Origin of the sequence: Eubacterium sp. 3_1_31 (genome assembly GCF_964249515.1) — a bacterium.
GTDB classification, from domain to species: Bacteria; Bacillota_I; Bacilli_A; order Erysipelotrichales; family Erysipelotrichaceae; genus Longicatena; species Longicatena caecimuris.
Genome location: NZ_CAXUBY010000062.1, coordinates 1 through 12884, shown reverse-complemented (window position 1 = coordinate 12884; position 12884 = coordinate 1). Strand labels below are relative to the sequence as shown.

The 12884-nt window shown below is 37.8% G+C and carries 15 protein-coding genes and 1 pseudogene; 14 read left to right on the top strand and 2 right to left on the bottom strand.

Going from position 1 to position 12884, the window contains the following annotated elements:
• A pseudogene (locus tag ACESSZ_RS15410) lies at window positions 1-180 on the top strand (hypothetical protein); the annotation flags it as partial.
• Window positions 181-195: 15 nt separating this feature from the next.
• Complete coding sequence (locus ACESSZ_RS15405) at window positions 196-1107, top strand: conjugal transfer protein (protein ID WP_343018104.1); 912 nt, start codon at window positions 196-198, stop codon at window positions 1105-1107.
• 54 nt (window positions 1108-1161) lie between these two features.
• Here ACESSZ_RS15405 and ACESSZ_RS15400 read toward each other — a convergent pair whose 3' ends face one another.
• Window positions 1162-1695 carry a PadR family transcriptional regulator gene (locus ACESSZ_RS15400; RefSeq protein WP_176254352.1) on the bottom strand — a complete coding sequence of 178 codons (534 nt, stop codon included), beginning with the start codon at window positions 1693-1695 and terminating at the stop codon, window positions 1162-1164.
• 131 nt (window positions 1696-1826) lie between these two features.
• Between ACESSZ_RS15400 and ACESSZ_RS15395 the strand changes: the two genes are divergently transcribed.
• The 4 genes from ACESSZ_RS15395 to ACESSZ_RS15380 all read left to right on the top strand — a co-directional run bounded on the left by ACESSZ_RS15395 (window position 1827) and on the right by ACESSZ_RS15380 (window position 4078).
• A complete protein-coding gene (locus ACESSZ_RS15395) occupies window positions 1827-2294 on the top strand; it encodes a hypothetical protein (protein WP_176254353.1) in 468 nt (155 codons plus the stop codon).
• A 75-nt stretch (window positions 2295-2369) separates the two neighbouring features.
• Window positions 2370-3128 carry a helix-turn-helix domain-containing protein gene (locus ACESSZ_RS15390; RefSeq protein WP_343018103.1) on the top strand — a complete coding sequence of 253 codons (759 nt, stop codon included), beginning with the start codon at window positions 2370-2372 and terminating at the stop codon, window positions 3126-3128.
• A 44-nt stretch (window positions 3129-3172) separates the two neighbouring features.
• On the top strand, window positions 3173-3877 hold the full coding sequence (locus ACESSZ_RS15385) for a transglutaminase-like domain-containing protein (RefSeq protein ID WP_499842883.1): 705 nt from the start codon (window positions 3173-3175) through the stop codon (window positions 3875-3877).
• A gap of 12 nt (window positions 3878-3889) precedes the next feature.
• Window positions 3890-4078, top strand: coding sequence for a cysteine-rich KTR domain-containing protein (locus ACESSZ_RS15380; protein ID WP_025477909.1), 189 nt, complete (start codon window positions 3890-3892; stop codon window positions 4076-4078).
• 104 nt (window positions 4079-4182) lie between these two features.
• Here the strand turns inward: ACESSZ_RS15380 and ACESSZ_RS15375 are convergent, their stop codons facing one another.
• Window positions 4183-4542: a helix-turn-helix transcriptional regulator gene (locus tag ACESSZ_RS15375; protein WP_176254356.1), complete on the bottom strand. Its 360-nt coding sequence runs from the start codon at window positions 4540-4542 to the stop codon at window positions 4183-4185.
• A 517-nt stretch (window positions 4543-5059) separates the two neighbouring features.
• Here ACESSZ_RS15375 and ACESSZ_RS15370 point away from each other — a divergent pair.
• From ACESSZ_RS15370 to dnaJ, 8 genes are all read left to right on the top strand, one after another.
• Entirely contained in the window at window positions 5060-5479 is a 420-nt protein-coding gene (locus tag ACESSZ_RS15370) for an RNA polymerase sigma factor (protein ID WP_106622564.1), read from the top strand.
• The gene (locus ACESSZ_RS15365) at window positions 5476-5709 is read left to right on the top strand and encodes a helix-turn-helix domain-containing protein (RefSeq protein ID WP_176254357.1); all 234 of its coding nucleotides are present in this window, start codon (window positions 5476-5478) and stop codon (window positions 5707-5709) included. Before ACESSZ_RS15370 ends, ACESSZ_RS15365 begins: the two co-directional genes overlap by 4 nt.
• A 454-nt stretch (window positions 5710-6163) precedes the next feature.
• A complete protein-coding gene (locus ACESSZ_RS15360) occupies window positions 6164-6358 on the top strand; it encodes a hypothetical protein (protein ID WP_101880270.1) in 195 nt (64 codons plus the stop codon).
• 104 nt (window positions 6359-6462) lie between these two features.
• Complete coding sequence (locus ACESSZ_RS15355; RefSeq protein ID WP_176254358.1) at window positions 6463-7683, top strand: tyrosine-type recombinase/integrase; 1221 nt, start codon at window positions 6463-6465, stop codon at window positions 7681-7683.
• A 207-nt stretch (window positions 7684-7890) separates the two neighbouring features.
• Entirely contained in the window at window positions 7891-8907 is a 1017-nt protein-coding gene (hrcA, locus tag ACESSZ_RS15350) for a heat-inducible transcriptional repressor HrcA (protein ID WP_020991171.1), read from the top strand.
• 9 nt (window positions 8908-8916) lie between these two features.
• Window positions 8917-9594 carry a nucleotide exchange factor GrpE gene (gene grpE / locus ACESSZ_RS15345; RefSeq protein WP_008978934.1) on the top strand — a complete coding sequence of 226 codons (678 nt, stop codon included), beginning with the start codon at window positions 8917-8919 and terminating at the stop codon, window positions 9592-9594.
• A gap of 18 nt (window positions 9595-9612) precedes the next feature.
• Complete coding sequence (gene dnaK, locus ACESSZ_RS15340) at window positions 9613-11424, top strand: molecular chaperone DnaK (protein ID WP_008689023.1); 1812 nt, start codon at window positions 9613-9615, stop codon at window positions 11422-11424.
• Between the two features lie 233 nt (window positions 11425-11657).
• Complete coding sequence (dnaJ, locus tag ACESSZ_RS15335) at window positions 11658-12773, top strand: molecular chaperone DnaJ (protein ID WP_008689022.1); 1116 nt, start codon at window positions 11658-11660, stop codon at window positions 12771-12773.
• The last annotated feature ends 111 nt before the right edge of the window (window positions 12774-12884 follow it).

The window sequence follows — 12884 nt, the reverse complement described above, 5'->3', positions numbered from 1 at the left end:
CACGGTTCGGGGAGAGGACTGCACAAACCTACCCTAGAAATAAGGAAAGGCGGTGCTTTCCTACTCTACTATGTAGGGAATAACCAGATATATCATGCAGGCGACCCGATAGGATATTCAGACCTAAGCGGTAGTTACTGGCAACAGCACTTAATCGGTGCAGGACGAGTAAAACAATAGAAAGGACTTGAAAATATGTTTAAGAAGAATAAGAAACAGACAGAAACTCTCAAAGAACCAAAAGAAAAAAAGGTGCGTACTGTTAAGGTAGGCACACATAAGAAAACCCTGATTGCGTTGTGGGTGGTGCTTATCGCAAGCGTGAGCTTCGGAGTGTATAAGAATTTTACGGCTATCGACCAGCATACCACCCATGAAAAAGAAATCATTGAACTTCGCTTGCAGGACACCAACGGGATTGAAAATTTCGTGAAGAACTTTGCGAAGTCCTACTACACATGGAATAATAGCAAAGAAGCGATTGAAGCAAGGACGCAGGCAATCAGCGGTTATCTGACAAAGGAATTGCAGGACTTGAATGTGGATACCATTAGAACGGATATACCGACCAGCTCCACAGTTACAGATGTGCTTGTGTGGAATATTGAGCAGTCGGGGACGGACACTTTTTCTGCTACCTACGAAGTAGATCAGCAGATAAAAGAGGGAGAACAGACTAGAAATGTCAAGGCAACCTATACCGTAGAAGTCCATGTAGACGCTGACGGGGATATGGTAATCGTTCAGAACCCTACCCTTGCACCAGCAATCGAAAAGTCGTACTATGAGCCAAAGACACCAGAAGCAGACGGAAATCTGGACGCTGATACGGTAAATGACGCTACCACATTTCTGGAAACATTCTTTAATCTCTATCCAACAGCCACAGAAAAAGAGCTTGCCTACTATGTATCGGGAAATGTGATTGAGCCTATCGGCAGGGACTACCTTTATTCTGAACTGGTAAACCCTATCTTTACAAAGGACGGGGACAATGTGAAAGTCAAAGTAGCCGTGAAATTCCTTGATAATCAAACAAAGGCAACGCAAATATCACAGTATGAGCTTGTGTTACATAAAGATAGTAACTGGAAGATTGTAGGATAAGGAAAAGGCTTGCGTCATACACTGTATGCTCTGCAAGCCATATTCATATATATTTTATTTAGTTGTTATAGCTTTTATAAGGCGTTTTGTACCGCTGATTTCAGCTAATACAATATCCGTCATGCGTTGAAGATTGGCGATATGATATGAATTGACCCGTTCTTCCCATTCTTCTGTATCTTGTTTTTGAATACCTGACAAGTATTCATGTAAAACAAACATACGCTTTTCTAATAGTGCTTTTTGTTCTTCTAAGGGTAAACAATCAAGGAAGAATGCTGTGATAGAAAAGATATTTGTATCATAATCGAATTTCAAAAAAGAAGTTCTCAAGGTATCTAATAATGTAGCCGTCCCCTGTTCTGTGATTGAGTAGATTGTTTTATCGGGCATATTACCGTCCTTTTGTACTTCGCCAGTGATATATTGCTTTTTCTCTAAAGTTTTAATCGTTGCATATACGGTAGAAGTACCGATATTAAACCAATACTTGATATTCATGTAGTCTAAAGTTTTGACAATTTCATAGGCGTTAAGTGGTTGATGGCTAATAAGCCCTAAAAGCATAGTTGCTGGTTTTGATAACATATATTTTACACTCCTTGACAAATACAACAGTTTAATATACTCTATATATAGAGTAGTATTTGGTTGTATTACTTTTATTTTGATTGTATCACGAATATTTGAAAAATGGAAGATAGAAAGGAGTTGTGCTTATGCCGCAATTAAATAAAGGTGGGAAATTTGTATTTGGGTTATCTTTGATACACGATAATTTAACTGTTCAATTTCCAACACAAGCACTTAAAGAATATCGAGTGCTGAATGATAATAAAATTATTATTTTCACGGGAAGTAAGGTTACTGGAGGATTTTGTGTAACGACATATTCTTTGCTATCTACATCAAAGCTAAGTCATATTTTACATGAATGTCCACAGTTAAAAAACCAGTCTATTCCACAAGGGACATTGATTACATATAAAGGTCGCCAATATACATGGCTTGTTGTAAAAGAAAATGGAAGTATTCAATTCACACCACAATTACTTGAACAGTTACATCTTAATGTAGGAAATGAGTTATTGTGTATTAGAAGTAGCGATATTGCATTTACAATGGGCGCAAAAGGACCGCTTCTTGAAAAAGCCCATAATTACAGTGGAAATATCGACCGCTATTAATGGAAGGAAGTTTGATTATGGCAGATTACGAAAAAGACAAAAGTTTGGGATTGGGAACTTTTTTGGGGGCATTTTATGAAAGTTGTAAATAAAATCTTTTGGGATACAGATAAAATAAGCATGATTACAAATCATTTAGACGCTGATACACATAGTCATTTGATGTTACAGTTATTTGTTGGTGTTGACGATTATGTGGAAATAGTTATCAAAGACATACGGATTAAATGTAATGTTATAGTTGTAAATAAAAATGTTGCACATTCTTTTTCGGCAAAGGGGAAATTGTATTTTTCTTCGATTATTGACCCAACATCTGTGTATGGAAAAAAACTTATTGATAAAATGGGAGAAAAAGATTTTTTGATTTATGACCAAATAGATACATACGAATTGAGCAGGCAAGTTAAAAGGTTATTACATAGTACAAATGTTGAACAATATAAATATTTTTACAAATATCTATTAAATTATTTAGAACTATCTATGTATAAACACACGTATGATGAAAGAATATCTAGCATTTTCCAGATTTTAGACACTTGTAAATGCACCGACCATAGTATCAAATATTTAGCAGATAATGTATTTTTATCTTCCAGCAGATTATCACATTTATTTAAAGAACAAACTGGAATACCTTTAAAGTCCTATATTATATTACATCAAATGGAACGGGCTTTTGATGAATTGTTCGCTGGTAGAAATATCACGGAGGCTTCAATGATTGCTGGTTTTGATAGTCCGTCCCATTTTGCAAGTACAGTAAAAAAAATGATGGGTATGACCGTTTCATTATCGTTAAAAGATAGCGAATTTTTGAAAGTTTACTAATGAAATTTAAAATATAATAAAGCCATGAAGAAAGGAGCTTTATTATGGAAGAATATTTGAAAGAAACGAAAATGTTAAATTTTAATTCTGCTAAGATTAGTGATTTAGTTAGGGAAAAAGGCTGGCTGGAATTAGACGAATTTCATAAAATAAAAAACATTTATGAGTTTGTTCAAAATGATATTTTATTTGGATATAACTCTACGGATATATTGAGTGCGGTTGAAGTTTTACAAGATGGTTTCGGACAATGTAATACTAAAGCAACACTTTTAATGGCACTATTACGTTCAGTTAATATACCGTGCAGATTACACGCCTTTAATGTGTCAAAAGATTTTCAAAAGGGAGCACTTCCCCAAATTATTTATTTGTTAGCACCTAAATATATTTTGCATACATGGGTAGAAGTTTTCTTTAATGATAAGTGGATTGCTTTAGAAGGTGTAATAATCGATAAAGACTATTTATACACAGTACAACAAAAATATACTGAATATAAAGGTATATTCAAAAAATTTGCTATTGCAACTAAAGACTTGGAAACAGTTAATATTGCTTGGACGGGAAACGATGTTTTTATTCAGAAAGAAGCTGTTGTTGATGATTATGGTATATTTTCTTCTCCCGATATACTTTTTTCTAAGCATACGCAGAATATGTCAAAACTTAAATTGTACCTTTACTCGCATATAGGAACGAAAATGATGACAAAAAGAGTATTCAAAATAAGAAATTCAAAGAAATAAAGAGGTGGTGTTGTGGAAAAACAGTCATGGGTACTATGTCCTGTTTGTAGTAACAAAACACGAACAAGAATACGGAAAGATACAGAACTAATAAATTTCCCATTGTATTGTCCGAAGTGCAAAGCTGAAACTTTAATCAATATAAAGTATGGAAAAGTAACTGTTATCAAAGAGCCAGACGCTAAGACGCAGAGCCGATAATTTATAGGTTATTGTAACTTGTAGATTGTCGGCTCTTATTTGTTACCTGCGGAGCAGATTAGCAAATAAGAGTATCAAAGACAAAAAAGAAAACAAGAAGCTGATTACTTCTTGCTTTCCCTGCTATTCAAGATACCGTCAATCGTACCTTGAATGATTTTTAATTCGCTATCGCTCAATAAATCAAGAGAAGTTTCTATCTGACGGCGAGCTGTGCTTTTTACGACATTCTCTGCTGGATAGAAATATTCATCAACTGATATATTGAACATGGTAACTAAATCATGGAATAATTGAAAACTAGGGTGCGACCCGATATTTTCAATATCAGCGATATGACGTTCTCCATAGAACACTTTATCGCCTAAATCATTACGAGAAAGCCCTGCTCTTTCACGGGCTTCTCTGATTGCCAGCCCTAAAGGTCTGAAATCAAAAGTTTGTGTTTCTTTTGCTTTTCTCATTTTAAATCACCTAGCATGAGTTTATACTTCATGTGATGTATTTAGAATGTATTAAAAGTGCATATAGTATGCAGTAATAATTCAAAAGTTGTTATCGTGTGCGGTAAATAAAAAAAACCGTTCTTAGATAATATACTTTTGTGCGTCTTGAAGAATAACGGGACGGTTTTGGATATAACCAGAACTGTCCTTTTTCTTGTGAGTGCAAGGTATGGCTCTGGTTAAAGGGGGCTATACCATGACTGCATACAAAAGAACGCTTTGCCGTTCTCAACTGGATAAATATTTCAGTCCACTATTACAATCATTACACCCTTTATATGAGTTAAAAATTCATATCATCAGAATTTATAAAACAGTCCGTTTGTGTAATTACACATTATCGGGCTGTTTTTGTTTTTCAAAAAAATTTTTTTGAAAATCTTGGTAGCTTGCCACCTCTTTGGGTAGTTAGGGTGCGGAAAGGGGGAAATAAACAAAAGTTTATTTCAATCCAGCACGGAAAGGAGGTGAGCAAATGAAAACATCTTCTTTCAAACAAGCCATTGAAGCACAGTTTGATTGCCTTTCAAAAAAAGTAATTAAACGTGCAGTAAAGAAAGGCTACCGTGATATGAAAAGGCGTGAAAAACACGAATGTTTATTTTCGGATATTCCAGATTATGAACAATCACGTTTTGGAGAATTGGATAAATACGAAAGTGATTATACTGTATTCAATATCTTAGGCATTGAAGTATGGGTTGAGGACGACCAGTTAAGCAAAGCCCTTAAAACATTGACAGAGAAGAAACGCAACATTATTTTGTTATCCTACTTTATGGATATGTCGGATAGTGAAATCAGCGAATTTATTAAAATTCCCCGTTCTAACGTCCAGTATCACAGAACTAAAACACTTGAAGCAATGAGAAAAATTATGGAGGAACGCAAATGAAGAAATATGAACATCTGCCTTTTGAAGTTATTTTATCAGCAACAGAGGGCGACCCAGAAGCGATTGAAGCCGTTATGAAATTTTATGACGGTTACATTTCCAAACTATGTCTGCGTAGATTGTATGACGAACACGGTAACGTCTGCATGGTGGTAGACGCAGATTTAAAAAACAGAGTTCAGACAGCATTACTTGATATGCTGATGAATTTTGAAATTGTAGTGATGTAGTACATACAAGTGAAGTCTGGCACGTCCCCCTTTCCTGCCACTTCACTTGTCATTCTATTAAAATCAAAATCTGAAAGTTGATTTTAATAGGCTGAATAGCCGATAGTTCTTTGACAACTGAATAAAGCAGGCAGATACGTTTGTGAGATAGCGAGCCACAGGAACTGTACGCCATGACCTTTCCAAAAGAAAGCGAGCGCCCCACGCAGTGATCCGAGAGCGACTGTTGGAAAAGTCGTTTTGCCACGACCTATCCTCACAGAATAATGATACGTCCGCATGGTGCGGTTCTGCCCACAAGAATGGGAATAGTTGAGATACTAACGGAGCTTTCCAAAGCCGTCTGCCTGCTTCTGTAACTTATAAAATAGACACTCAGTAAGGGGGTGTTACATTATGTTAAATACTGATGTGTTAAATGATGTGATGTTCCAGCAAGGTAAGGTGTTGGAATATGAATAAAACGAAGATAAGAGCAACGGAACAGCCGATTGCTGTTGATATAGAGGGGCTGTCTGCTATGTTATCTTGTGGTCGTGCTACTGCAAGAAAGATTGGCGAGCAGGCAGGAGCAAAAATTGTGATAGGTCGCAGGGTTCTTTATTCCATAGAAAAAGTCAAAAAATACTTGATATATTTGGAAGAATAGAGCGATTTTCTATTTATGTTCTCTGGCGTGTGTAGTATAATAAGAAAGGACAAAGCACGCTGTGAGAACAAGAAAAGAGGCTTTTTCAGAAAGGAATGGTTCTCATGGCAATTAGTAGAAAAGACCCAAAAGGAAGAAAATTAAGAGAGGGCGAAAACTGGCGTAATGATGGAAGATACAGTTATCGTTATACAGATGTAAGAACAGGCAAGAGATTGACAGTCTATGCACAAGATTTACCAGAGCTTCGAGAAAAAGAGAAACAGATTGCAAAGGATATGGAAGATAACATACTGACAGACGGAGCAATCAAAAAAATGACGCTTAACACGTTGTTTGAGCGTTATATGGCAACTCGTGAGCTGGCTGATACTACAAGAGTTAGTTATGTTCGTGCTTGGGAAAACAGAGTAAAAGACGAGATTGGAAATATTAAAGTTGTTCAGCTTTTACCCTCACATATTAAAGCGTATTATGCGAAACTTTCCAAAGCTGGATATGCTTATTCTACAATCAAGTATATTCACAACCTGCTTTATCCTGCATTAGAAATGGCTGTTGATGATGATATTATCCGAAAGAACCCTGCAAAAAGTTCCATTAGCGATTATGGAAAACCAGCAGAGGAAAAAGAAGCCTTAACTGTTTCTCAACAAGAAAAGTTTATGGAGTTTGTAAAACAGAGCAATGTCTATAACACATATTATCCCATGTTTACCATAATGATTGGTACGGGGTTAAGGTGTGGGGAGCTTATTGGTCTTACATGGAAAGATATAAACATCAAGGCAAAAACGGTTAATGTAGACCACCAGCTCATTTATAAGAATTTAGGCGACGGTTGCAAGTTCCATATCTCAACACCAAAAACGGAGTCGGGTATTCGTATTATACCTATGACACAAGAAGTTGCAAAAGCCTTTGAGGAACAAAGGAAAATCAATTTCATGCTTGCAAAGGATAAGAGCATTGAGGTGGACGGGTATTCTGGGTTTGTCTTTACAGCGAAATCGGGCAGACCGCTTATGCCGAATGGCGTAAATAGTGTTTTATATAACATTGTAGACACATATAACAAAACCGAAGTAGAGAGAGCAAAAAAAGAGCATAGGAAAGCAGAGCTGTTACCAAAGTTTTCAGCTCATGTAATGCGTCACACAGCTTGTACCAGAATGGCAGAGTGCCGTATGGACGTAAAAGTTCTTCAATATATTATGGGACACGCCCATATAGATGTAACAATGGAAGTGTATAACCATATCGGAGAGCTGACAAGGATTGAAAAAGAGATTGCAAGACTGGATAGCATGGCGTTAAACGCTTGACACCATAAAAAGAAAAATTGGTGTCAAATTGGTGTCAAAACAGAAAAAATCACAATTTCAAAAGAAATAAGATACAGCAAACCATTGATTTTAAAGGGTTTGCAAAAAAATAGCAAAAATATTAGCACTCAAGTGTTGACAGTGCTAACAAAAAGGAATATACTGTTAGCAGACATAGAGGTGGAGTGCTAGAAAGGAGTGAAAGACATGCTAACAAATCGCCAGATATCCATATTTAAAGCAATTGTTGATGAGTTCACCAGAACAGCAGAACCAGTTGGCTCTAAGCGATTGATGGATTTGTTAGAGTTCACTTGTTCCAGTGCTACCATACGAAATGAAATGGCTGCATTAGAGGATGTCGGCTTGCTGGAAAAAACACATACCTCCAGCGGACGCATTCCAAGCAGTAAAGGGTATCGCTTCTATGTTGAACATCTGATGGAGAAGCAACTTGATGAAGGAGTTAAGAATTCTCTTCAGGAAGTATTCAAGGAACGCCATTACTCAATGGATGAAATCGTCAAGAAAAGCTGTGACATCCTATCGCAGATGACATCATTAACATCTGTCGTGTTAGGACCGGAAAGCAAGTATCAAACCTTGCAGCACATTCAGCTATTTCCTTTGACAGAACGCAGTGCAGTCGCCGTCTTTATTACAGACCATGGGCATACGGAAAATAAAACGTTCCATTTTAACACCGAGGTCAGTATAGACGATATCAAGACCTGCTGCAATTTGTTGAATGATAAGCTGAGCGGCACACCGATCAATGAGGTCGTGGAGCGCATGCAGGAAATTGAGCCTTTATTAGCTAGTCATGTCGCACGACATGAAGTCTTGTTTGAAGCCTTCGTCAGTGCTTTCATGAAATTCGCTACGGAGCATGTGTATTGCAGCGGTAAAACCAATATGTTATACCAGCCGGAATTCGCAGATATCGAAAAGCTCAAGGAATTGATGAAGATGTTGGAAGACAGCTCTTTATTCCGTCAGATTGCCAATCACGAAGGCAACATGGCAATTGAAATCGGCGGTGAAAACGAATTGATCCATATGAATGATGTTGCTGTTGTCAGCAGTAAGTTCAAAGTTAATGACAATGAAGAAGGTGAGCTGATGATCGTTGGTCCAACCCGCATGCAGTATAGCCGTGTCGTTGCTTTGATGGAGTATATGAGCAAGGTTCTTGAAGATTTGTATCGACAGGAAGAAGTATAGGAGGTCATCATGCAGGAAGAAAAAGAATTGCAACAAGAAACAACATGTGACTGTGAAAAAGAAGCGTGTAAAACCGAAGAAGTAAAAGAAGCTGGCAAAGACGAAAAGGCAGCGGATAAAGAAGTAAACAAAGATGCGAAGGCAGATGATAAAGAAGCAAAAAAAGATGCCAAAGCTGAAGAAAAAGAAGAAAAGAAAAGCGCGAAGTTCTCAAAACGCAAGCGCATTGAAGAATTAGAAGAAGAAGTCGCTAAATTAAAGGAAGAAGTTGCTGCCAGCAAAAATGCGTATTTCAAGGCATATGCAGATGCAGAAAACTTAAAGAAGCGTTTGCAGAGTGAGGCAGACAACGTACGAAAATATCGTATCCAGGGATTCGCTACTGAAGTATTACCGGTATTGGATAATCTGGAAAGAGCACTTGATGTAAAGGTTGAAGATCCTAACATCAAAAATTATGTGAAAGGATTTGAGATGATTTATCAGCAGCTAGTACACATTTTGGAAAATGAAGGTGTCAAAGTAATTGAAGCACAGGATAAACCATTTGATCCAAATTATCACCAGGCACTGATGCAGGAGGCCAAAGAAGGCGTAGAATCCGGTATGGTCATTGAAGTTCTGCAGAAGGGTTACATGTTAAAAGATCGCGTATTACGTGCAGCACTCGTAAAAGTGAGTGAATAAATTAAGGAGGAAATTCATATGAGCAAAATTATTGGTATTGACTTAGGTACAACAAACAGCTGTGTCGCTGTGATGGATGGCGGAGAATGTAAGGTTATTACAAATCCGGAAGGAAATCGTACAACACCATCTGTTGTCGCATACAAAAACGGTGAAAGAATTGTCGGTGATGCCGCAAAACGTCAGGTAGTCACAAACAAAAATACTGTTTCATCTGTAAAACGTTTAATGGGTACAAATGAAAAAGTAGAATTGGAAGGAAAACAGTATACACCTCAGGAAATCAGTGCGATGATCCTGCAGTATTTGAAAGGTTATGCAGAAGATTATTTAGGAGAAAAAGTAGAAAAAGCGGTGATTACAGTGCCTGCTTACTTCAACGATGCACAGCGTCAGGCTACAAAAGATGCTGGTAAGATTGCTGGTTTGGAAGTAGAACGTATCATCAACGAACCTACAGCTGCAGCTTTGGCTTATGGTATTGATAAGACAGAAAAAGAACAGAAAGTTTTGGTATATGACTTAGGTGGTGGAACATTTGATGTTTCTATCCTGGAATTAGCAGATGGTACTTTTGAAGTATTATCAACAAACGGTGATACGAAATTAGGTGGCGACGACTTCGATAACGTTGTTGTTGATTGGATGGTTGATACATTCAAGAAAGAAAACGGTGTTGACTTACGTAAAGATACAATGGCAATGCAGCGTTTAAAAGAAGCCGGTGAAAAAGCGAAGAAAGATTTATCCGGTATGGTACAGACACAGATTTCTTTACCATTCATCTCTGCTGGTGCTGATGGACCATTGCACTTCGAAGCTACTTTAACACGTGCAAAATTTGATGAAATGACAAAACACTTGGTAGATCGTACAATGGAACCTGTTCGCAACGCACTGCGTGACGCTGGTTTAACAAAGAACGATATCCATCAGGTATTGTTAGTAGGTGGATCTACACGTATTCCAGCTGTTCAGGATGCTGTTAAGAATGCTTTAGGCAAAGAGCCTAACCGTTCAGTAAACCCTGATGAAGTAGTTGCTATGGGTGCTGCTATTCAAGGTGGTGTTATTCAGGGTGATGTAAAAGATGTATTATTGCTGGATGTTACACCATTGAGCTTAGGTATTGAAACTATGGGTGGTGTCATGACAGTATTGATTCCACGTAATACAACTATCCCTACAAGCAAATCACAGGTATTCTCTACAGCAGCTGATAATCAGCCAGCCGTTGATATCCGCGTATTGCAAGGTGAACGTCCAATGGCAAATGATAACAAGGAATTAGGTATGTTTAAACTGGATGGTATTGCTCCAGCACGTCGTGGTGTTCCACAGATTGAAGTAACTTTCGATATTGACGTTAATGGTATCGTTCATGTATCTGCGAAGGATAAGGGTACTGGTAAAGAACAGTCTATCACGATTCAGAATACTAGCGGTTTAAGTGATGAAGAAATCGATCGTATGGTACGTGAAGCAGAAGAACACAAAGCAGAAGATGAAAAACGTAAAGAAGAAATTGATTTACGTAACCGTGCAGAAGGCTTTATTGCACAGATTGACGGTATGTTAGCTGACAGTGGTGATAAGATTGACGCAAAACAGAAAGAAGAAACACAGAAATTGCGTGATGATTTACAGAAATCACTGGATGAAAATGATATGGCAGCTGTGAAAGAAAAACTGGATGCTTTGGAAAAAGCAGCACAGGCAGCTAGTGCACAGATGTATCAGCAGCAGGCAGGAAATCCTAACGATGCTGGTAATGCACAGGGTGCTAACGATGACAATGTCGTAGATGCTGAATTTGAAGAAAAGAAATAAAATGTTTGACGACTACAAATCCTAGTGCTTGCGCTAGGTTTTGTATGTTGTTAGAAACGGTATCTAAGATGATAGCGAGTTTGTTGTCATAATGAGAATGATGTGTCATAAATAAAATAAAGAATGGTATTTGTGGCAAAGTATGATAAAATAAAACCCGGTATGAAGAAATGTAACATGAATATTTATGGAACATTTTATCATTTATTTATAACAAGCAATTCAGGAAGGTGATGAGCATGGCAGAAAAACGAGATTATTACGAAGTCCTTGGATTAAGCAAGGGTGCAAGCGAGGATGAAATAAAAAAGGCATATCGTAAGATGGCCAAAAAATATCACCCGGATATAAATAAAGAACCGGGTGCAGAAGAAAAATTTAAAGAAATAAATGAAGCTTATGAAGTATTGAGCGATCCACAGAAAAAGGCAACCTACGATCAGTTTGGTTTTGCCGGTATGGATGGTGCACAGGGCTTTGGCGGTGGCGCCGGATTCGGTGGATTTGAAGATCTGAGCGATATCTTCGGTTCTTTCTTTGGCGGAGGATTTGGCGGTGGAAGTCGCCGTGCCAGCAATGGACCACGTAAGGGAAATGATCGTTTCATGCAAATGCGCATTGATTTCATGGATGCTATCTTTGGTAAAACCGAAACGATTACAATTGATGTGGATGAACAATGTGATGAATGCATGGGCAGCGGTGCACGCAGTAAATCTGATGTGAAATCTTGTAGTCGTTGTGGTGGTACAGGTACTGTAACTCAGCAGCAGCGTACACCATTTGGTGTTTTCCAATCACAAACGGTTTGTCCGGATTGTAATGGTACAGGGAAAACGATTGCCCACAAATGTCCAAAATGTCATGGAAAAGGCTATGAGCATAAGCGTGTAAAGCTGGATATTAAGATTCCGGCAGGTATTCAATCTGGTCAGCAGGTTCGTGTGCCAAACAAAGGTGAACGTGGTGTAAATGGCGGTCCTAATGGTGATTTATATATCGAAATCTTAGTTACTCGTCATAATCAGTTTGTCCGTGATGGCAATGATATAAGAATCAGTGTACCAATCAGTGCGATTGATGCGACGTTAGGTTGTAAGATTGATGTTCCAACAGTGTATGGTGATGTAGAATTAACCATACCGGCAGGTACACAATATGGACAACAGTTCCGCTTGAAAGGTAAGGGTGTAAAATCACCTAGAGGTTCGCAAGGTGATCAGTATGTGGAAATCACAGTTGAAATACCTAAAAAGCTTTCTCGTGAAGAGAAGGAATTATATGAGAAGATACGTAATCGTAAAGATCATGAAAGTCCATTTGAAAAATTCAAGAATGCGTTTAAATAGTAAGAAGAAAGATACAACAAATTACTTGTTGTGTCTTTTTGTGCGACAGGCAGTCGCTATAATTCAACCATGTACAGGCATGGTTGAATTTTCTTTCTTATTAAGGATTGT

What these genes read in the sequence shown, in the direction of transcription:
- ACESSZ_RS15360 (WP_101880270.1), top strand. Translation starts at nt 6,164, where the DNA reads ATGAATAAAACGAAGATAAGAGCAACGGAACAGCCGATTGCTGTTGAT.
- dnaJ (WP_008689022.1), top strand. Translation starts at nt 11,658, where the DNA reads ATGAGCATGGCAGAAAAACGAGATTATTACGAAGTCCTTGGATTAAGC.
- ACESSZ_RS15375 (WP_176254356.1), bottom strand. Translation starts at nt 4,542, where the DNA reads ATGAGAAAAGCAAAAGAAACACAAACTTTTGATTTCAGACCTTTAGGG.
- ACESSZ_RS15390 (WP_343018103.1), top strand. Translation starts at nt 2,370, where the DNA reads ATGAAAGTTGTAAATAAAATCTTTTGGGATACAGATAAAATAAGCATG.
- ACESSZ_RS15400 (WP_176254352.1), bottom strand. Translation starts at nt 1,695, where the DNA reads ATGTTATCAAAACCAGCAACTATGCTTTTAGGGCTTATTAGCCATCAA.
- ACESSZ_RS15385 (WP_499842883.1), top strand. Translation starts at nt 3,173, where the DNA reads ATGGAAGAATATTTGAAAGAAACGAAAATGTTAAATTTTAATTCTGCT.
- ACESSZ_RS15370 (WP_106622564.1), top strand. Translation starts at nt 5,060, where the DNA reads ATGAAAACATCTTCTTTCAAACAAGCCATTGAAGCACAGTTTGATTGC.
- ACESSZ_RS15395 (WP_176254353.1), top strand. Translation starts at nt 1,827, where the DNA reads ATGCCGCAATTAAATAAAGGTGGGAAATTTGTATTTGGGTTATCTTTG.
- ACESSZ_RS15405 (WP_343018104.1), top strand. Translation starts at nt 196, where the DNA reads ATGTTTAAGAAGAATAAGAAACAGACAGAAACTCTCAAAGAACCAAAA.
- grpE (WP_008978934.1), top strand. Translation starts at nt 8,917, where the DNA reads ATGCAGGAAGAAAAAGAATTGCAACAAGAAACAACATGTGACTGTGAA.
- dnaK (WP_008689023.1), top strand. Translation starts at nt 9,613, where the DNA reads ATGAGCAAAATTATTGGTATTGACTTAGGTACAACAAACAGCTGTGTC.
- ACESSZ_RS15365 (WP_176254357.1), top strand. Translation starts at nt 5,476, where the DNA reads ATGAAGAAATATGAACATCTGCCTTTTGAAGTTATTTTATCAGCAACA.
- hrcA (WP_020991171.1), top strand. Translation starts at nt 7,891, where the DNA reads ATGCTAACAAATCGCCAGATATCCATATTTAAAGCAATTGTTGATGAG.
- ACESSZ_RS15355 (WP_176254358.1), top strand. Translation starts at nt 6,463, where the DNA reads ATGGCAATTAGTAGAAAAGACCCAAAAGGAAGAAAATTAAGAGAGGGC.